Genomic DNA, 19,506 nt, shown 5'->3' on the forward strand with positions numbered 1-19,506 from the left:
AATTAGCAATTTGCTAGTTTTAAGCGTTTTTTAGTTTGGTTCGATGGGTAACCAAAATTGATGTTGACTAATTTGAAAATGAAAGTCAAATTCATGTTGACCTAATTCTTCTCCATCCATCTGCCCGTGTTGAGCAGTGTAGTTTTTCAGACTAAAATGTTGTTCTTCGATGTGCCAGACATTCTTATCTTTTAAATGAGATCCATCAGTCAGTAGTTTGATCATTAATTTGACAAATGTTAAACCAGTGATCTTTTTAACCACGACTAAATTCAAATGGTGGTTAAAAGGTGTTGCTGTCGGATCAATCGCAAAGCCACCACCAAAATAAGGATGATTCGTTGCAACTACGATGTAAGCATCTTTAAAGTGTTTGTGATGCGAATTTTCGACATCTAGGCCAAAGGATTTTTGTTTCTTAATTACTTTCAATAAATTAGTAAAGTAAGATAATGTCCCTAATCCTAAGTTATTCAACAATTCCTTACGTTCAGAATGATTCGTGTAGTAGACCGTACTAGCATCAAAACCGATTCCAATATTATTAATAAAATAATGGGAAAATTTTGTTCCCGAAACTTGCCCAACATCAATCACGCGAGGTTGTTTTAGTGACAAAATTGCTTGCATCAAAATGACAGGATCTTTAATCTTCATCTTAATACCACGGCAAAAATCATTTCCTGAACCGCCAGGAATATAACCTAAGGCTGTATTTGGATAATTAGAATTTTTGACACCATTAACAGCTTGATTGAGCGTACCATCGCCGCCAATGACGACGATCTTTGTTTGTGGTCGATTTAGATCAGCAATTTGCTTAGCAATTCGAAAGCCATCCCCATCACATTTGGTTAAATGGACTTCATAATAAATTTTTTCTGACTGTAAAAAGTCAGTAACTTTTTGACAAGCACGTTTAGCGCGTCCATTGCCGGCATGATGATTTAAAATTATTTCGATTTTTTCCATTTTTGAGACCCTTAAATAAAAAAAGTAGATCAATTGATCTACTTTAAAATTAAATTTAGATTGAAGTACCAATTAACATTGGTAAGATGACAGGATTTCTTTCTGTACGTTTGTACAAGAATTCTTGTAATCCTTCAATGATAACACGTTTTAATACTGCTTCTGTAACTTTTGTATCTTCGTCATCAAATGCGTTTTTGATAAGATGGAAGACACGTTTTTGAGCTTGATTGATTAACTCTCCAGATTCACGCATGTAAACAAAACCGCGTGATAAGATATCTGGACCAGCTAAGACAATATGTTTTTGATAGTCAATTGTTGCCACGACGACAACCATTCCTTCTTCGGAAAGAACCTGGCGATCATGAATTACTACATTGCCAATATCACCGACACCTTTACCATCGACATAAACATCGCCAGCAGGGAAGTGACCAGCAACTCTAGCATTGTCTTTCGTCAAGGCTAGTACGTCACCATTTTCAAGTAAGAATGAATGATCTTGAGGTACGTCACATAATTCAGCTAATTCAGTGTGAATCTTTAACATCCGATATTCACCATGAATTGGCATAAAGAACTTAGGCTTCATCAAACGTAACATTAACTCTTGTTCTTCTTGACCACCGTGACCGGAAGCATGGATATTATTAACTTTACCATGAATTACTTCGGCACCAGCTTCGGAAAGTTGGTTGATCAAATGGTTAACACTGATTGTGTTACCAGGAATTGGGTTACTTGAAAAGATAACCGTGTCACCTGGTTGAATTGTGATCTGTCTGTGAGTACCATTAGCAATCCGACTCAAAGCAGCTAATGGTTCACCTTGAGAACCAGTACATAAGATTAAGGTTTCGCTAGCTGGTGTTTGATTTAGAGCATGTGGATCGATCAACATATCATCAGTTATGTTCAAATAACCTAGTTCACGACCGTTTTCAATGGCTTGTTCCATACTTCGTCCAAAAACGGCAATCTTTCGACCTTGTTGAATAGCGGCATCGACAGCTTGAGAAATACGATAAATATTTGAAGCAAAAGTAGCAAAAATGATTCTGCCACTGATAGTTTCAAATATTTGATGAATCGTCAAACCAACTGAACGTTCAGACTTAGAAAATGTTGGGATTTCGGCATTAGTACTATCTGACAAGAGACAGAGAACACCTTTTTGTCCCAACGCAGCCATCTTTTGAAGGTTAGGTGATGGCAAACCGGCAACTGGTGTCAAATCAAATTTAAAGTCACCTGTTTCAACGATAATTCCTTGAGGTGTATGGACGGCAACACCAAGTGTATCTGGAATTGAGTGAGTTGTTCTAAAGAATGAAACGCTTGTCTTAGGGAATTTGATAACATCGTCTTCATGTAAGACATGCATTTCAGTCGTTCTGAGTAATCCATGTTCTTCCAATTTACCCTTGATCAATGCACATGCTAATGGACCGGCGTAAATAGGGATATTTGGAAGTTGTTGTAGTAAATAAGGAATACCACCAATGTGGTCTTCGTGACCGTGGGTAATAAATAGACCTTTGATCTTATCCTTATTTTCTACTAAGTAACTATAATCGGAAATGACATAGTCAATTCCGAGGAGTTCGTCTTCTGGAAATTTAATACCAGCATCGATCACGATTAATTCATCTTGATACTGAACTCCGTACATATTTTTACCGATTTCACCAAGGCCCCCGATGGCAAAAACGGCAACTTCATTATTTTTAACTTTAAATGACATTAACTAAAACTCCGTCAATTTAAAGTCAGGGCTCTTCTTTTCGTACTCAAGGTGCTTTTCATCGAGTTCCTGAATAAATTCAATGTTGTAATCAGTATTTTTTTCAACAGCGTCACGCACTGCAATACTTGATTCAGCATCCATATAGAGTGAATGTGTAAATTCACGACGGGGGTTATCTAGTTCGCTTGTTTGATATAAAACTTTGTAAATCAATATAAATTGCTCCTTTAATTGTATTAAATGAAACAGGTCAGTCTCATTTGTCTTTTTTCTAGTCCATTTGTGCATTAATCAATAGATAGCACAATTCTACCATATATAAGAAAGTAAGTATACTTTGCCACTATTAGGAAATAACGACTGTACTTGGATCAAGTGTGAATGGTTCTTTCTTATTGATCTTGTCATAGTATAAGTGACCATTTAGATGATCGATTTCATGTTGGCAGACGATAGCAGGATAGCCCTTAACACGTAATGTTTGTGAGTTCCCTTCAAAATCATCATATTTAATAGTAATTCGATCAGCTCTTGGTACGAAACCAGGAACATCTTTGTCAACTGAAAGACAACCTTCACCTTCAGAAAGGGCAGCTCTTTGAACTGAGTTTCTTACGATAACTGGATTGATCAAAGTGATTTTTAAAAGTGGCTTGTCAGGATCTTCTTCATTTGGAACGAGGACTGAAGCCATCATTTCTGAAACGCCAACTTGGGGAGCAGCTAAACCAACTCCGGCTCTTAATTGATGCTTTTCAGCATATTCTTCATCTTGACTCTTAACGAGATATTCCATCATATTAGCAGCTAAGGCCTTATCTTCATCACTCAATGGGAATTTAACGTCTTGGGCGACTTTTCTTAGTACGGGATCGCCATCACGGACGATATCTTTCATAAAATACATAGTTTCCTCCGAATGTTTAATTGTTTAAAAATACTTCAGTATTTCTATTATAGATTATTTTTCTATAAAAATAGTAGGATTTGAAAAAAAACATTCAGATTGTCTTGAAAAAGCGGTTCCAGTTATAGGTATTTTTGCCTATATATTCCATATCATGATAAAATAATAAGCGTATATGTTATCGGTTTCATTATGATGCATAAATAAATGCTACTGGAGGTTTTTTATGAAATTAATTGATTTTGGCGTACGGGAAGATGAAAAGAAATACATTCAAGAATGGTCAAAAGAAAACGATATCGAAGTAAAGATCGTTTCGGATCTATTAACACCAGAGACTGTTCAGTTGGCAAAAGGCTATGACGGTATCGTTGCTTATCAACAATTGCCATATGATGAGAAAATTTTTGACACTATGAATGAATTTGGAATTCATGTTTTGTCATTACGCAATGTAGGGGTGGATAACGTACCTTTTGATGCATTAAAGAAGAATCAGATCCGTTTAACAAATGTTCCTAGCTATTCACCAGAAGCAATTGCTGAATATTCAGTAACTGGTTTGATGGCTTTGTTGAGAAATATGAAACATATGATTAGAAAAATCGATACACATGATTTTAGATGGGCTCCAGATATTGGTAGAGAACTAAATGAATTGACTGTTGGGGTAGCTGGAACTGGAAGAATTGGTCGAGCCGCAATAAAAATTTATCAAGGTTTTGGAGCAAAAGTCATCGCATACGACAAATTTCACAATCCTGAAATCGAAAAACAAGGACTCTATGTTGACGATTTAGATACACTCCTCAAAGAGTCTGATGTAGTGACACTACACATTCCAAGTCTTGGTAAAGGACACACTTTGATCAATGAAGATTCGATCAAAGAAATGAAAGATGATGCAATCGTCGTTAATACTGCTCGTGGTGATTTGATCGATACTAAGGCGCTTTATGAAGCCGTTGCATCAGGAAAACTTTATGGAGCCGTACTTGATGTTTATGAAAATGAAGTTGGAATCTTCAATTCTGATTTGAGTGAAAATGGACTTTCCGATGAATTATTGGATAAAGTCATCAAGAGTCCAAGATTTATTTTGACACCACATATTGCATTTTACACAACAAAAGCTGTCAAAAATATGGCCACGATTTCATTAAATTCAATGGTACAAGAATTGAAGAATGGAACCTCAGAAAATGAAATAAATTTGGATAAATAGTGACTAGATTCACAAACTTTATAAAAAATTTAATAACGAAAAGAATGCCTAAATGACTTGTTTTTTGGCTGATCAATGATAGACTAAAAATATATGAAAGCCCTTACAGATTCACAAGGGATTAGTTTTTATGAAAGGACTGTGGAGAATGGCAAATAAACCAATTGTTGATTTTGAAGCAATTAAAAATAACTTATCGAATGTTTCAAAACCAATTCAAATTTTGAATGAAAATGCTGAAGTTGTAGATCAAGAAATCTTTGATTCATTTTCAGATGATGATTTAGTTGAGTTTATGAAAAAGATGGTATGGGAGCGTGCTTTGCATGAGCAAACAATGAACTTTTCACGTCAGGGACGCATGGGATTCTATGCACCAACTGAAGGTGAAGAAGCTTCCGAAATGGGGACCGTCTTAGCAATGAAGACAAACGATTACTTGTTACCAGCATATCGTGATGTTCCACAATTGATTCAACATGGGGCTACTGTTACTGAAGCTTATCTTTGGTCACGTGGCCATGTTGTAGGTAATAAATTTAAGGCTCGTTCAATGATGCCACAAATTATCATCGGTGCTGCATATGCAGAAGCTGCCGGTGTTGGTTTGGGAATTAAGAAGAGTGGAGAAAAAGATGCCATTGCCTTCACTTACACAGGTGATGGTGGTACTTCACAAGGTGATAGTTACGAAGGGATGAACTTTGCTGGTGCTTTCCAAGCTCCCGTTTTGTTTATTGTTCAAAATAATGGCTTCGCTATTTCAACACCTCGTGCTAAACAAACTGCTGCTCCAACACTTGCTCAAAAAGCAGTTGCTGCTGGTATTCCAAGTGTCCAAGTAGATGGAATGGATATTTTGGCTTGTTATGCTGTTGCCAAAGCTGCACGTGATTATATGGTGGCTGGAAATGGTCCAGTTATGATTGAAACATTGACTTATCGTTACGGTGCTCACTCAAGTGCTGGTGATGATCCTAAACGTTACAGAACTAAGGCTGAAGAACAACCTTGGTTTGATAAAGATCCATTGATCAGAATGAGAAAAGTTCTAGAGGATAAGGGTCTATGGTCTGAAGAAAAAGAAGACCAATTAGTTGATGAATATAAAGCTTCATTTAAAGAAGCAATCAAAGAGGCTGATGCAGTTCCTGCCGAAAAGGTTTCTGACATGTTGAAGCGGACATTTGAAATTCCAACTCCAGAAATGAAGAAAGAAATCGCTAAATTTGAAGCAAAGGAGTCGAAGTAAAAATGGCTAAGAAAACTTATATTCAAGCAATTACAGACGCCTTAGACATTGTTCTTGAAGATGATCCAAAAACTTTGATCTTTGGTGAAGACGTTGGTAAAAACGGTGGTGTATTCAGAACTACTCAAGGCCTACAAGACAAGTATGGTGAAGAAAGAGTTTTTGATACTCCACTAGCTGAATCAGGAATTTTAGGATTAGCTACAGGTTTAGGTTTAACTGGTTGGCGTCCAATTCCAGAAATTCAATTCATGGGCTTTTCTTTTGAAGCAATGGACCAAATTGCTGGACAAGAAGCACGGATGCGTTTCCGTTTTGATGGATTGAAGACTTCTCCAATTACCATTCGTACACCTTATGGTGGTGGTACTCATACCGCTGAAATGCATGCTGATAATTTGGAAAACTTCTTTACAGGTGTTCCAGGATTACGTGTTGTCATGCCAAGTAACCCATATGATGCTAAAGGTCTATTGATTTCATCAGTTGAAAACAATGATCCAGTATTATTTATGGAAAATCTAAAGTTGTATCGTTCAATGAAAGATGATATTCCTGATGGCAAATACACAGTTCCATTGGATAAAGCTAATGTCGTTCGTGAGGGTAACGATATTACTATCGTCGCTTATGGTGCTGAAGTTAACGAAGCTATCAAAGTAGCTGACAAATTAGCAGAAAAGAATATCTCAGTTGAAGTTATTGATTTAAGAACAGTGTCACCAATTGACAATGAAACAATTTTCAAATCTATTGAAAAAACTCATAAAGTTGTTATCGTTCAAGAAGCCCAAAAAATGGCAGGTGTTGGAGCTCAAGTAGCTTCAGCAATTGCCGAAGAAGCGGTTCTTTCTCTTGATGCACCAATTGGTAGAGTTGCTGCTCCAAATAGTGTTTATCCATTTGCTCTAGGTGAAGACATTTGGATTCCACGTGCAGACGAAATTGAAGAAAAAGTAAATGAAATCCTCAACTACTAATTAATCGAAGGAAGGGAATCCAACTATGGCTTATAAATTTAAATTACCAGAATTAGGCGAAGGGATGGCCGAAGGTGAAGTTTCAAGTTGGCTAGTTAAAGAAGGAGACACAGTTAAAGAGGATGACTCCTTAGTTGAAATCCAAAATGATAAATCTGTTGAAGAATTACCTTCACCAGTTTCTGGTACTGTAAAACAAATCATTGCCAAAGAGGGCGACACCGTTGAAATTGGTGATACTTTAATCGTTATTGACGATGGTTCTCCTGATACAGATGACGATGAACCAGCCAAAGCAGATGATAAGAAAGAAGAAGCACCTGCAAAGGCAGAAGAGAAGACTGAAGAAAAGGCAGCTGCAGGTCCTGCAACAGGATCAGCTAATACAAATTACTTAGCAATGCCTTCAGTTCGTCAATACGCTCGTGATAAGGGTGTTGATCTTTCACAAGTTACTCCAAGTGGGAAACACGGTCAAATTACTAAAGCCGATGTTGACTCATTTAATGGAGCAGAGGCTCCAAAGGCAGTTGCTAGTGCTTCTGCACCAGTAGCTCCAGCTGCAGAACCAAATAAAGTTACACCTTATGTTTCAGCTACACCAGAATTAGAAACACGTGAAAAGATGTCAATGACTAGAAAAGCTATTGCTAAGGCTATGCTCAATAGTAAACGCACCGCTCCACACGTAACTAGTTTTGATGACGTCGAAGTAAGCGCTTTGATGGCTAATAGAAAGAAGTACAAGGCACTTGCTGCTGACAAGGGAATTCACTTAACATTCTTGCCATACATTGCTAAGGCTTTAGTAGCTGTTTTGAAAGCTTATCCAGAACTCAATGCCTCGATTGATGATTCAACAGAGGAAATTGTTTACAAACATTACTACAACATTGGTATTGCTACGAATACTGAACATGGACTTTACGTTCCAAATATTAAGAACGTTGATTCTAAAGGTATGTTTGAAATCGCTAAAGAAATCACTGAGAACTCACAAGCTGCTTATGACAACAAGTTGAGTCACGACAAGATGAGTGGCGGTTCAATTACTATCAGTAACGTTGGTTCTATCGGTGGTGGCTGGTTCACACCAGTTATCAATTACCCAGAAGTTGCAATTTTAGGTGTTGGTAAGATTGCCAATGAACCTTATGCTGACGAGGATGGCAACATTCAAGTAGGTAAGATGTTGAAGTTATCATTGAGTTATGATCACAGACTAATTGATGGAGCTTTGGCACAAAATGCTTTGAATCTATTGAAGAAATTGTTGCATGATCCAGATTTGTTATTAATGGAGGGCTAGATTAACATGGCAGAGAATGTAATAGAAAAAGATACCGTTATTATTGGTTCCGGCCCTGGTGGTTATGTTGCAGCAATCAGAGCTTCAGAATTAGGACAAGATGTAACGATTATTGAAAAATCAGATACCGTTGGTGGTGTTTGTTTGAACGTTGGTTGTGTACCTTCGAAGGCTTTGATTACAGCCGGACACAGATTACAACAAGCTAAAGATTCATCAACTTATGGTATTTCAACGAGTGACGCAACAATCGACTTTACCAAGACGCAAGCTTGGAAAGATGAAAAAGTTGTTGCCAGAATGACAAATGGTGTACAAATGCTTTTGAAGAAACACCACGTTGAATTGATCAATGGTGAAGCTTATTTAGACAGTGACACACAACTTCGTATCATGCCTAGTGGCGAAAGACAATTCATGGATAATGGCGGTGGTCAAACTATCAAATTTAAGAATTTGATTTTGGCAACTGGTAGTCGTCCAATTGAAATCAGAGGATTCAAATTCCAAGACCGTGTAATCGACTCTACTGGCGGTTTGAACTTGAAAGAAATTCCTAAGGAATTTGTCATCATTGGTGGAGGATATGTCGGAACTGAATTGGCTGGTGCTTATGCTGACCTTGGTTCACACGTTACAATTCTTGAAGGTTCACCAAATATCATTCCTAATTTTGAAAAAGATATGGTCTCAATTGTTAAGAAGAACCTTGAAAAGAAAGGTGTCACGATCATTACTAATGCGATGGCAAAGAGTAGTGAACAAAAAGCTGATAGTGTAGACGTTACTTATGAAGTAGATGGCAAACCTTCAACAATCACCGCAGATTATTGTATGGTAACAGTTGGTCGTCGCCCTAATACTGATAACTTTGGTCTTGAAATGACTAATGTTAAAACTAACGACCGTGGATTAGTTGAAGTTGACGAACAAGGTAAAACTTCAGTTGATCACATCTATGCTATTGGTGATATCACACCTGGACCAGCTTTGGCCCACAAGGCTTTCTTTGAAGCAAAGACAGTTGCTGGAGCAATCTCAGGTAAGAATACAGCTAATGACTATATTGGCGTTCCTGCCGTTTGCTTTACTGATCCAGAACTTGCTAGTGTAGGTTTAACTGAACAAGACGCCAAGGACAAAGGCATTGAAGTGAAAACTGCTAAATTCCCATTTGCCGGAAATGCACGTGCTGTTTCACTTGATGCTGCCGAAGGTTTCGTGAAATTGATTGCTCAAAAGGACACAGGAACACTTCTTGGAGGTCAAATTGTTGGACCTGGTGCTAGTGATTTGATTTCTGAATTGAGTGTGGCTATTAATTGTCAATTGAATGCTGAAGATATTGCTTTGACAATTCATCCACATCCAACTCTAGGTGAACCAATTCAAGAAGCAGCTGATATCTTGATTGGTTACCCAACTCATATTTAAGCAAAGTAAAGGTAATGGAATGTAAGTTTAGAAACCGAAAAAACGTTTTTTCGTATACTAAATCATTAATTTCAAACAAAAAGCGATGCAATTGCACCGCTTTTTTTGTATAGTAGAGTAAATATGGAGGAATGATCATGCAGAGCAATTATAGCTATCCACTCAATGAAGACTGGAGCCAAGAAGAAATGGTCCAAGTGATCGACTTATACAATGCGGTTGAATTAGCTTATGAGTCTAGTATTAAGCGTGAAGTGTTTTTAGAGAAGTATCGAGCGTTTCAGCAAGTAGTTCCGATGAAAATGGAACAAAAGCGGCTTGATAAAGAGTTTGAATTGCAATCGGGTTATTCTATCTATCAAGTTTTCAAGAAGTGTCGTGCAGCAAAAAAAGGTGAAAAGGTCAGGGTTCGTAATGAGAGTAGACAGTAAACAAATCGATGAATTTTTAGTTAAATTATTGAATACAGTCGGACAAACTTTAAGAACTGATGCAATTAAGAAAAAATCAGTTGGAACGAAAAAGAATCGTAATGACTTAGTAACAAATTTTGATAAAAAAACTGAACAATTTGTTAATTCTGAAATTAAGAAAACTTTTCCAAATGCCACAATTGTCAGTGAAGAAGGTTATGGGGATGCGGTTCAAGACATGTCAGGTTTAGTCTTTTTCGTCGATCCAATTGATGGCACAATGAATTTTGTTAAACGTCAAGATGATTTTGCCTCAATGATTGGCGTTTACATTGACGGTGAACCACTAAATGGTGCTATTATTAATGTTATGGATAACGAGATTTATCATGGTGGTAAGGAAATTGGATTGTTTATCAATGATAAAAGAATCGAAAATCCAAAAAACTTGCCTTTGATAGAAGGACTCGTGGACGTATCAGCCCCTATGGCGTTGGCAAATAAGTTCAATGTTCAAGAGGTTATTAAGAAGAGCAGTGGCTTTCGAGTTTATGGAAGTGCCGGAATTATTTTTGGACATCTTCTGACTGGAAAAGAAGTTATGTATATGTCATACTTAGCTCCGTGGGATTTAGCTGCTGGACGTGTCTTGTGCGAAGCAGCTGGTATGAGCGTCGTAAGTATTGACGATGCCCCAATAAATATGCTAAAATCACAAGTCGTAATAGTTGGTACTTCAAAAGTTGTTTCAGAAGCGCTGACAACAGTCAAAACGCGTTAGTGAACTGTGACCAGCTTCACAGTTTTTTTATTGCAAGTAATTTAAACATGTATTTATGGAAGGAAGAACTAATTTGACTAAGAGAAGAGAAGATATTAGAAACATTGCTATCATTGCTCACGTTGACCACGGTAAAACTACATTAGTTAACGAAATGCTAAAACAATCAGATACACTAGGAAAGCACTATGAGATCCAAGATCGTGCGCTTGATTCGAATGCTATTGAAAGAGAACGTGGTATCACAATCCTTTCTAAAAATACAGCTGTTGATTACAAGGGTAAGAAAATCAATATTTTGGATACACCAGGACACGCGGACTTCGGTGGTGAAGTTGAACGTATCATGAAGATGGTTGATGGTGTATTGTTGGTTGTTGATGCCTATGAAGGTACAATGCCTCAAACACGTTTTGTTTTGAAGAAAGCTTTGGAACAACATTTAACACCAATCGTTGTTATTAACAAGATCGATAGACCAGGTGCTCGTCCTGCAGAAGTTGTTGACGAAGTTCTTGAATTGTTCATCGAGTTAGGTGCTGACGATTCACAACTAGATTTCCCAGTTATTTATGCTTCAGCTATCAACGGTACATCAAGTTATTCAGATGACCCAGCTGACCAAAAACATACTATGGATCCATTGTTTGACACAATTCTAAAGACTATTCCTGCACCAATCGATAACTCAGACGAACCATTACAATTCCAAGTTGCTTTGCTTGATTATAATGATTATGTTGGTCGTATTGGTATTGGTCGTATCTTTAGAGGTAAGATCAAGGTTGGTGACAATGTTACTGTTATGAAGCTTGATGGTTCAACTAAGAACTTCCGTGTAACTAAATTATTTGGTTTCATGGGCTTGAAACGTGTTGAAATCAATGAAGCTAAAGCTGGAGACTTAATTGCTGTTTCTGGTATGGAAGATATTTTCGTTGGAGAAACTGTTACACCAGTTGACCATCAAGAAGCACTTCCATTGCTACGTATCGATGAACCAACATTGAAGATGATGTTCTTACAAAATAACTCACCTTTCGCTGGTCGTGAAGGTACAGAAGTTACTGCTAGAAAGATCGAAGATCGTTTGAAGAAACAACTTCATACTGATGTTTCACTTAAGGTTGAAGACACTGACCAAGCTGGTGCTTGGATGGTTTCAGGACGTGGTGAACTTCACTTGTCAATTCTTGTTGAAGAAATGCGTCGTGAAGGCTTTGAATTACAACTTTCACGTCCAGAAGTTATTTACAAGGACATCGATGGTAAGAAGTGTGAACCATATGAGGAAGTTACAATCGATACTCCTGATGAGTACGTTGGTTCAGTTATTGACTCAATGGCACAAAGAAAAGGCGATATGAAGAACATGGAGAGTACAGGTAATGGTCAAACAAGACTTATCTTCTCTGCTCCTTCACGTGGTTTGATTGGTTATGCTACTGAATTCTTATCAATGACTGGTGGTTATGGAATCTTTAACCACACATTCTCAGAATACAAGCCAGTTGTTAAGAACTGGAACCCAGGTAGAAGAACTGGTGCTTTGGTTTCAATCAACCAAGGTCAATCAACAACATACTCACTACAATCTGTTGAAGATCGTGGTACTCTATTCATCGGTGCCGGTGTTGACGTTTATGAGGGAATGATCGTTGGTGAAAGTAGCCGTGATCAAGATATCGCTGTTACTGTTACTAAAGGTAAGAACCTTACAAATACTCGTGCCGCTGGTAAGGATCACGCTGCTGCTATCAAGACACCTAAAGACATGTCACTTGAACAATCAATCGAATTCCTAAACGAAGACGAACTTTGTGAAGTAACACCTAAGAGTGTCAGATTACGTAAGAAGATTTTGAACACAAACGAACGTAAGAAGTTTGATAAACAAAAGAAAAATACTAAGTAATAGTTACTTTGAGTCAGGGGTTTCCTCTGACTCTTTTTTTATGCCTAAAGGACAATTGGCACAAGTTTTTTCTGAGATTATTTGGTGGTATAATCTTATTATTAGATTTTAGGAGTTAAATTGTGAAAAAATTAAGAAAAATTGACTTATGGATTGTTATTCCATATATCCTGTTATTAGGTATCGGAATCGTTATGGTTTATTCAGCCAGTTTTTACAATGCATTGATGGTTGGAGCAAGTACAACGACTTATTTATTCAAACAATCTTTATTTGCAGTCTTAGGTTTGATCAGTTGCTTTTTTGTCTTCATTTTAAAAGCCAAGGTCTTCCGAAGTCGTCGATTAGTTAAACGGTTATTGTTTCTTACAATTGCGGCTCTTATTTTTGTGTTATTTTTAGGAATAATCAAGCCTAGTACTAGAATCAATGGTGCGGCAGCTTGGATTCCCTTGGGTTTTTTCAGTTTGCAACCACTGGAAATTGCAAAAGTAGTTTTAATTTTGTATCTGTCGTTAGTTTTGACGAATAAACAAGAACGCATTTTGGCTCATCAAGGGCTAAAGGAAGTTATCTGGGAAGTTTTGCCGCCAATGATAGTCGTTTTCGCAATTGTCTTTCTTTTGATCTGTCAGCCTGATTATGGTGGGGCAATGGTAATCGTATTGATTACCTTGATTCTCTTGGCGTCATCAACCATTCCAGGCAGATACATTCTTAGTTTGAGCGTTTCCTTAGCTGTAGGACTGGCATTGATGATTGGTGCTATCTTCATGGTCAATCCAACTTTCATTACGAAGCGTTATCAATATCAACGAGTCCTAGCAATGTTACATCCATTTCAGATGGAAAAAACGGCTGGTGCGCAATTGGTTAATTCGTTTTACGCAATTAGTAATGGTGGAATTTTCGGAGTTGGTTTAGGAAATGGGATTCAAAAGAGAGGCTATTTACCGGAGCCACATACTGACTTTATTATCGCGGTCATCAGTGAAGAACTCGGATTAGTAGGTGTAATTGTCGTTTTAGGTTTGTTGGCAATCATTGTTATTCGAATTATCCAAATTGGTATTAGAGCTAAGAAAAATTATGATTCATTAGTGTGTTATGGTGTTGCAACCATGTTTATGACTCAGATAATTTTGAACGTTGGTGGATCGATTGGTTTGGTGCCACTGACTGGTGTTACTCTACCGTTTTTGAGTTATGGTGGTTCAAGTATGCTGATTTTGTCAATCGCTTTAGGGATCGTCTTAAATCTCGATGCAACTAGAAAGTTTGAAAATATGAAAAAAAGGTGATTTTATGTTTAAAAAGGTAGAACGTCAAGCGCTCTACGTCTGGATGTATTCACTCAAATGGCGTAAGAAGTTACAGCGTTATGGCACGATCTACTATACTTCTCCAAAGATGAAGTATGTAATGATGTATGTTAATTCAAATCGAGTGGCGGAAGTTAGAAAAGAGCTTAATTCAAAGAATTACGTTAAGCGAGTTTCTCTAGCACATCGTAAAGAACTCGACGAACACTTTGTTTTAAAATCTTCTGAAAGTAAACACGAGGAAAAAGAATGAAAGTAGTATCAGGTAAATTTCGGGGATTGAACTTAAAAGCAGTTCCTACAAATAATACGAGGCCAACATCTGCTAAGGTCAAGGAAGCTGTTTTTAGCATGTTGACGCCATATATGGTAGATTCAGGAGTAGCTTTAGATCTGTTTGCAGGAACTGGTAGCTTAGGAATTGAAGCTGTTTCACGTGGCTTTGAACGTGCTTACTTGGTTGACAAAGCTTATAAGGCAATTAATACAATTAAAGATAATGTTGAAAAAACACGGGCAGCAGAGCAATTTGTTATCACGAAAGCTTCCGCAGTTGATGCTTTGAAAAAGTTTCAAGCTGACGGAGTTAAGTTTGATCTAGTGTTTTTAGATCCGCCTTATCGGATGAAAATCACGGAACAGATCATTAAAGATTTGGTTGAACAAGGGCTTTTAAATCCTGGTGCGGTAATCGTTGATGAAACGGATTATGAAATTGATTTAAGTGACTTTGAAAAAATCGAACTATTAAAGGAAAAAAGTTATAAAGATACTCGGGTAGCACTTTATCAGTATGGAGGATAATATGTCAGAGAAAATTGGACTATATGCTGGTAGTTTTGATCCAATTACCAATGGGCATTTGGATATTATCAGACGGGCAGCAAAATTATTTGATAAATTATACGTTGCGCCTATGACAAATACTTCCAAGCATTATCTTTTTTCATATCAAGAGAAAAAGGTTTTAATAGAAGATGAAATCAAAGATTTACCAAATGTTTATGTAGTCGATGGTAAATCAGAGCTTTCAACCAATTTAGCTGAGCAATTGGGTGCTAAATTTTTGGTACGGTCGATGCGAAATCCGGATGATTTTGGTTATGAATCTGGAGTGGCCTCAATCAATAAGGTATTGGATAAAAATATTGAAACGATTTTCCTACTAGCAAATGATAAGTATGCTACGATATCATCATCAATGATGAAAGAAGTAGCTAAATTTGGTGGAGATATATCCGAATTCGTGCCTCAAACGGTTGCTCATGAGTTGATAAATAAATTGCGGAAGGAATAGAATTTTGAGATTTAACAAAACTAGAAACAAAATCTTTGGTGCTATATTTATTTTTATTGTTGTCGTGGCATTCTTTTTTACACCAACTGGTTATTATCTAGAGGTACCAGGTAGTGCTGAAGATACTTCTCAATTTGTTAAAGTTGATGGTAAGCATGATACAAAGAAAGGTAGCTTATTATTGACTACCGTGGGGATCGTTACCGGAACACCTTTTACCATGTTAAAGTCTTTAGGTAATGATTTTGAAACAGTTTATTCCCAAGAGGAATTAATGGGAAATGAAAGTAATCAAGAGTACATGCAAGTTCAGCAATATTACATGAAATCAGCGACTAACAATGCCATTCAGGCTGCTTATTCAAAAGCTAAAAAGCCGTTTACGAAGAAGTACTTGGGCGTTTATATCATGGATGTGACTGATAATTCTGACTTTAAGAACAAATTAGCTGTGGGTGACACGATCACTGCCATTAATGATTTCAAATTTAAAAATGCTAATCAATTCATCAATTATGTTAAGAAATTAAACAAGCATTCCACTGTTCGAATTGATTTCACGCGTGATGGTAAGAAGAAAACTGCTAGTGGTAAGTTAGTCAAATTAGCTGGAACTAAACGTCACGGTTTGGGAATAACGCTGACCGACAATACTGAAGCCAAAGGTACTCCGGCGACAAAGATTAATGCTGGTGATATTGGTGGCCCTTCAGCGGGTTTGATGTTTACATTGCAAGTCTATTCTCAAATTACTAATCAGAATCTAAAAGCTGGACGTACAATAGCTGGAACTGGGACAATTGCTCCGGACGGCACAGTTGGTCCAATCGGTGGAATCGAAAAAAAGGTTTACGCTGCTTCAGCAATGGGCGCAACTGTTTTCTTTGCTCCGGACGATCCAGTTACTAAATTGATCAAAAAGTATGAACCAGGTTATGTAAATAACTATAATTTGGCAAAACGTGCCGCCAAGAAGATTCATACGAAAATGAAGATCGTACCGGTGAAGAATTTAGACGATGCGATAAATTATTTGGAAAAGACAAAATAGTCCGATTAGGGCTATTTTTTTTGCGTAATTTTATTTGAGGTGATTGAAAATGGAAAAAGTTTATCAATTATTCCAAAAAAATAAAATTCTTATTTTGGGTTGTTTAGTGGCATTAATCTTTGGTGGCTATTTTCTTTGGAATAGAAAACCAGTAAATAATGAACCTGTTAGAACGCAAGTTTTGGCCGATAAAAAATCAGCTTCGAAAGAAGAAATAAAATCTGCTGAAAAAACTATCGTCGTGGATGTTCAAGGAGCAGTTAAAAAGCCAGGTGTCTATCACTTGAAAGACAGAACGATTGTTTTAGATGCTCTGCAAATGGCCGGAGGGACGAAAAATGACGCAGATTTAAGGCAAATCAATCAGGCTAAGCGACTAAAGGATCAAATGCAGATTTATGTTCCTAGTAAAAACGAAAAAAAGGCTACAGTTTCTGGAACTTCAGAAAAAGAAGCCGTCAATATTAATTCGGCCTCAGTTGATGATTTTAAAAAAGTTACTGGAGTGGGGCCTAAAAAAGCAGAAAAGATTATCGCTTTTCGTGAACAACATGGTGATTTCAAAGATTTAAATGATCTGAAAAAAGTTTCAGGTTTTGGAGAGAAAACCATTGAAAAACTAAAAGATCAATTGACTGTTTAATTATGAAAGGTAAAGTATTTTTTTTAACTTTATTTATAGCAATTTGGTTAGGCTTTCTGACTGGCTCCAAAGTCATGCTGATATTTTTAATTATTTTGGGGATTAGGATTGCCTTCTTGAAAAATTGGTCGATGGTTATTTGGATAGTGCTATTAACTACCGTTTTTTCTTTTCGACTACAGACATTTCAAGTTCCCAATAAGCCTAATGTAAATCAAGCAGTAATTTTTTCAGATCAAATCTCTATTAATGGTGATAGTCTTAGTGGACAAATGCATCTAGAAAATCAAGTAGTGCGTTTTAATTATCGATTAAAGAGTCAATCGGAACAAAAGAATTGGCAAACTCTTTCAGGGATGTATACAGTAAAACCAAATATTGAAGAAGTCAAAACAATCGATAGTCCAAGAAATCCAGCAGAATTTAATTTTGGTAAGTATTTAGCTAATAAGGGTATCTTTTATCGAGTTCGGGTTAAAGAATTTAACTCGATTGAAAAAATTACAGCCGTTAAAATATTCGATAAAATAAATGTTTTACGAACACAAATTATCAAAAATTTAAATCAATTACCAAAATGGTTGAGAATTCACGCCCAAAGTTTGATTGTCGGCTATACACAATCTTCGGACAAAGACTTTTTAAAGATACTTAGTTCACTAGGAATTATTCATCTTTTTAGTCTGTCCGGATTACACGTATTGATCATCTTAACGATTGTGGTCAAAATAACTTCTTTATTGAAAATTCCACGTGAGTGGGTAGAGACAGCCATGTTGACGGTTTTGCCATGCTATGGATTATTAGTTGGTTCAAAAAGTGGTATTTGGCGAGCAATTGTTTTGGTGATGGTTGGAATAATTGTTAAAAAAGCGAGCATTGCTATCAGTCGCTTGGATCTCTTTAGTATCACAATGCTGATCTGTTTATTCATTTATCCTTTTGCAATCGTTGAAATGGGCGGACAATTGAGCTTTTTATTAGCTTTTGCAATCCTTTATTTATATCAAGGAGCTAATTTTTTTGAAGCCACTTTAAAAATGAATTTAGTCAGTTTACCAATTATTTGTTATTACACATACCAAATAAACTGGTTAACACTTTTAGTTAATTTAATCTTTATTCCAATCTTTTCTTATTTGATTTTACCGATCACGTTGCTATCGGCTCTCACAGTTCATTGGTCGTTTTGGCGATTTGTTAACGAAATTTTTGAAAAGATGTATTCATTATTAGACTATTTTGCCAGTGATCCTAATTTTATGTTTGTGACAGGACAAATATCCAGTTGGTTTGTAATTATTCTACTGATAATCAGTTTATTTTTAGTCGAGAGTAAGACTATCTTTAACAAGTATTTATTTCAGTACGTCATATTACTGTTAGTTTGTGTGGGTTTAAATAAGTTTCCAGTATTTGGTTGCGTGAATATAATTGATGTGGGACAGGGAGACAGTATTTTATTAACAACGCCTTTTTTAAGAAAAGTTTACTTGATTGATACGGGTGGTAAAGTGAAATTTAATTCAAAACCTTGGACTCAGCATGAGTCACTTAATCAAGTAGATACTAGTACGATCCCATATTTAAAGTCTAAGGGGATCGATAGAGTAGACCGGTTATTTTTGTCGCATAAAGATCAAGATCATATTGGCAATTTGGAAACTTTATTGGCTAAATTTCCGGTTAGTGAAGTTAATTTTGGTTTCGGTTTGGAACAAAATAAGCGAATCAAAGCTTTAATAACAAAATATCCGCAGATAAAATTTGTTGGCCGGAAGCAAGGGGATGTAATTAACGATGCCATTAATTTCCAAGTTTTGTGGCCTAAAAATAAAGGCTTAGGTGAGAATAAGGATTCGTTAACGCTTCTAACTAAAATTAAGGATAAGAGTTGGTTATTTACAGGGGATTTAGATATTGCTTCTGAAAAGAAAATTTTAAAGGATTATCATTTTAAAGTAGATTACTTAAAATTAGGTCATCATGGGTCTAAAACTTCAACTAGTGATGAGTTATTAACAGCCACTAAGCCAAAAATTGGTTTCATTTCGGCAGGTGTCAATAACCGTTACGGACATCCTAATAAAGAGACCTTAGAACGGTTAGAAAAGCATCAAGTCAAATATTTAAATACGGCTGAATATGGTATGATATCTTGGTATTACAATTTCTTCGATGATAAAGAAGAAATAACAACTTTTTTAAAGGGTGACTTGTTTGAGGATAACTGAATTAAAGAAAAATTTAAAACA

General features: G+C 36.5%; 19 protein-coding genes. 15 read left to right on the forward strand and 4 right to left on the reverse strand.

The window, feature by feature from the left end; all coding sequences use genetic code 11:
- Positions 1-30: 30 nt before the first annotated feature.
- The 4 genes from U8521_RS08345 to def all read right to left on the reverse strand — a co-directional run bounded on the left by U8521_RS08345 (position 31) and on the right by def (position 3,629).
- The gene (locus U8521_RS08345; protein ID WP_334352404.1) at positions 31-972 is read right to left on the reverse strand and encodes a diacylglycerol/lipid kinase family protein; all 942 of its coding nucleotides are present in this window, start codon (positions 970-972) and stop codon (positions 31-33) included.
- 55 nt (positions 973-1,027) lie between these two features.
- Positions 1,028-2,719, reverse strand: a complete 1,692-nt coding sequence (rnjA, locus tag U8521_RS08350) for a ribonuclease J1 (RefSeq protein WP_334332645.1) — start codon at positions 2,717-2,719, stop codon at positions 1,028-1,030.
- 3 nt (positions 2,720-2,722) lie between these two features.
- Entirely contained in the window at positions 2,723-2,935 is a 213-nt protein-coding gene (locus U8521_RS08355; protein WP_135370951.1) for a DNA-directed RNA polymerase subunit epsilon, read from the reverse strand.
- Between the two features lie 133 nt (positions 2,936-3,068).
- Positions 3,069-3,629, reverse strand: a complete 561-nt coding sequence (gene def / locus U8521_RS08360; RefSeq protein WP_334332644.1) for a peptide deformylase — start codon at positions 3,627-3,629, stop codon at positions 3,069-3,071.
- 226 nt (positions 3,630-3,855) lie between these two features.
- Here def and U8521_RS08365 point away from each other — a divergent pair, with 226 nt between their 5' ends.
- From U8521_RS08365 to U8521_RS08435, 15 genes are all read left to right on the forward strand, one after another.
- On the forward strand, positions 3,856-4,854 hold the full coding sequence (locus tag U8521_RS08365; protein WP_334332643.1) for a D-2-hydroxyacid dehydrogenase: 999 nt from the start codon (positions 3,856-3,858) through the stop codon (positions 4,852-4,854).
- A gap of 148 nt (positions 4,855-5,002) precedes the next feature.
- Positions 5,003-6,106 carry a thiamine pyrophosphate-dependent dehydrogenase E1 component subunit alpha gene (locus tag U8521_RS08370; RefSeq protein ID WP_334332642.1) on the forward strand — a complete coding sequence of 368 codons (1,104 nt, stop codon included), beginning with the start codon at positions 5,003-5,005 and terminating at the stop codon, positions 6,104-6,106.
- A 2-nt stretch (positions 6,107-6,108) separates the two neighbouring features.
- Complete coding sequence (locus U8521_RS08375) at positions 6,109-7,086, forward strand: alpha-ketoacid dehydrogenase subunit beta (protein WP_334332641.1); 978 nt, start codon at positions 6,109-6,111, stop codon at positions 7,084-7,086.
- A 25-nt stretch (positions 7,087-7,111) separates the two neighbouring features.
- Entirely contained in the window at positions 7,112-8,395 is a 1,284-nt protein-coding gene (locus tag U8521_RS08380) for a 2-oxo acid dehydrogenase subunit E2 (RefSeq protein WP_334352405.1), read from the forward strand.
- Between the two features lie 6 nt (positions 8,396-8,401).
- Positions 8,402-9,829: a dihydrolipoyl dehydrogenase gene (gene lpdA / locus U8521_RS08385; protein WP_334332639.1), complete on the forward strand. Its 1,428-nt coding sequence runs from the start codon at positions 8,402-8,404 to the stop codon at positions 9,827-9,829.
- 137 nt (positions 9,830-9,966) lie between these two features.
- Positions 9,967-10,260, forward strand: coding sequence for a UPF0223 family protein (locus tag U8521_RS08390; protein WP_334332638.1), 294 nt, complete (start codon positions 9,967-9,969; stop codon positions 10,258-10,260).
- Positions 10,244-11,023 carry an inositol monophosphatase family protein gene (locus tag U8521_RS08395; RefSeq protein WP_334332637.1) on the forward strand — a complete coding sequence of 260 codons (780 nt, stop codon included), beginning with the start codon at positions 10,244-10,246 and terminating at the stop codon, positions 11,021-11,023. The genes U8521_RS08390 and U8521_RS08395 overlap by 17 nt, the downstream gene beginning before the upstream one ends.
- A 55-nt stretch (positions 11,024-11,078) precedes the next feature.
- On the forward strand, positions 11,079-12,938 hold the full coding sequence (gene typA, locus U8521_RS08400; protein ID WP_334352406.1) for a translational GTPase TypA: 1,860 nt from the start codon (positions 11,079-11,081) through the stop codon (positions 12,936-12,938).
- A gap of 122 nt (positions 12,939-13,060) precedes the next feature.
- The gene (locus tag U8521_RS08405; protein ID WP_334332635.1) at positions 13,061-14,239 is read left to right on the forward strand and encodes an FtsW/RodA/SpoVE family cell cycle protein; all 1,179 of its coding nucleotides are present in this window, start codon (positions 13,061-13,063) and stop codon (positions 14,237-14,239) included.
- A gap of 4 nt (positions 14,240-14,243) precedes the next feature.
- Positions 14,244-14,513, forward strand: coding sequence for a DUF2129 domain-containing protein (locus tag U8521_RS08410; protein WP_334332634.1), 270 nt, complete (start codon positions 14,244-14,246; stop codon positions 14,511-14,513).
- Positions 14,510-15,064 carry a 16S rRNA (guanine(966)-N(2))-methyltransferase RsmD gene (rsmD, locus tag U8521_RS08415; RefSeq protein ID WP_334332633.1) on the forward strand — a complete coding sequence of 185 codons (555 nt, stop codon included), beginning with the start codon at positions 14,510-14,512 and terminating at the stop codon, positions 15,062-15,064. The genes U8521_RS08410 and rsmD overlap by 4 nt, the downstream gene beginning before the upstream one ends.
- A 1-nt stretch (position 15,065) precedes the next feature.
- Positions 15,066-15,557, forward strand: a complete 492-nt coding sequence (gene coaD / locus U8521_RS08420) for a pantetheine-phosphate adenylyltransferase (protein ID WP_334332632.1) — start codon at positions 15,066-15,068, stop codon at positions 15,555-15,557.
- Between the two features lie 4 nt (positions 15,558-15,561).
- A complete protein-coding gene (locus tag U8521_RS08425) occupies positions 15,562-16,608 on the forward strand; it encodes a SepM family pheromone-processing serine protease (protein ID WP_334332631.1) in 1,047 nt (348 codons plus the stop codon).
- A 49-nt stretch (positions 16,609-16,657) separates the two neighbouring features.
- Entirely contained in the window at positions 16,658-17,251 is a 594-nt protein-coding gene (locus U8521_RS08430; RefSeq protein WP_334352407.1) for a helix-hairpin-helix domain-containing protein, read from the forward strand.
- A 116-nt stretch (positions 17,252-17,367) separates the two neighbouring features.
- A complete protein-coding gene (locus tag U8521_RS08435; RefSeq protein WP_334352408.1) occupies positions 17,368-19,485 on the forward strand; it encodes a DNA internalization-related competence protein ComEC/Rec2 in 2,118 nt (705 codons plus the stop codon).
- The last annotated feature ends 21 nt before the right edge of the window (positions 19,486-19,506 follow it).

This window comes from Companilactobacillus miaonis (genome assembly GCF_036913615.1).
Classification (GTDB): Bacteria; Bacillota; Bacilli; order Lactobacillales; family Lactobacillaceae; genus Companilactobacillus.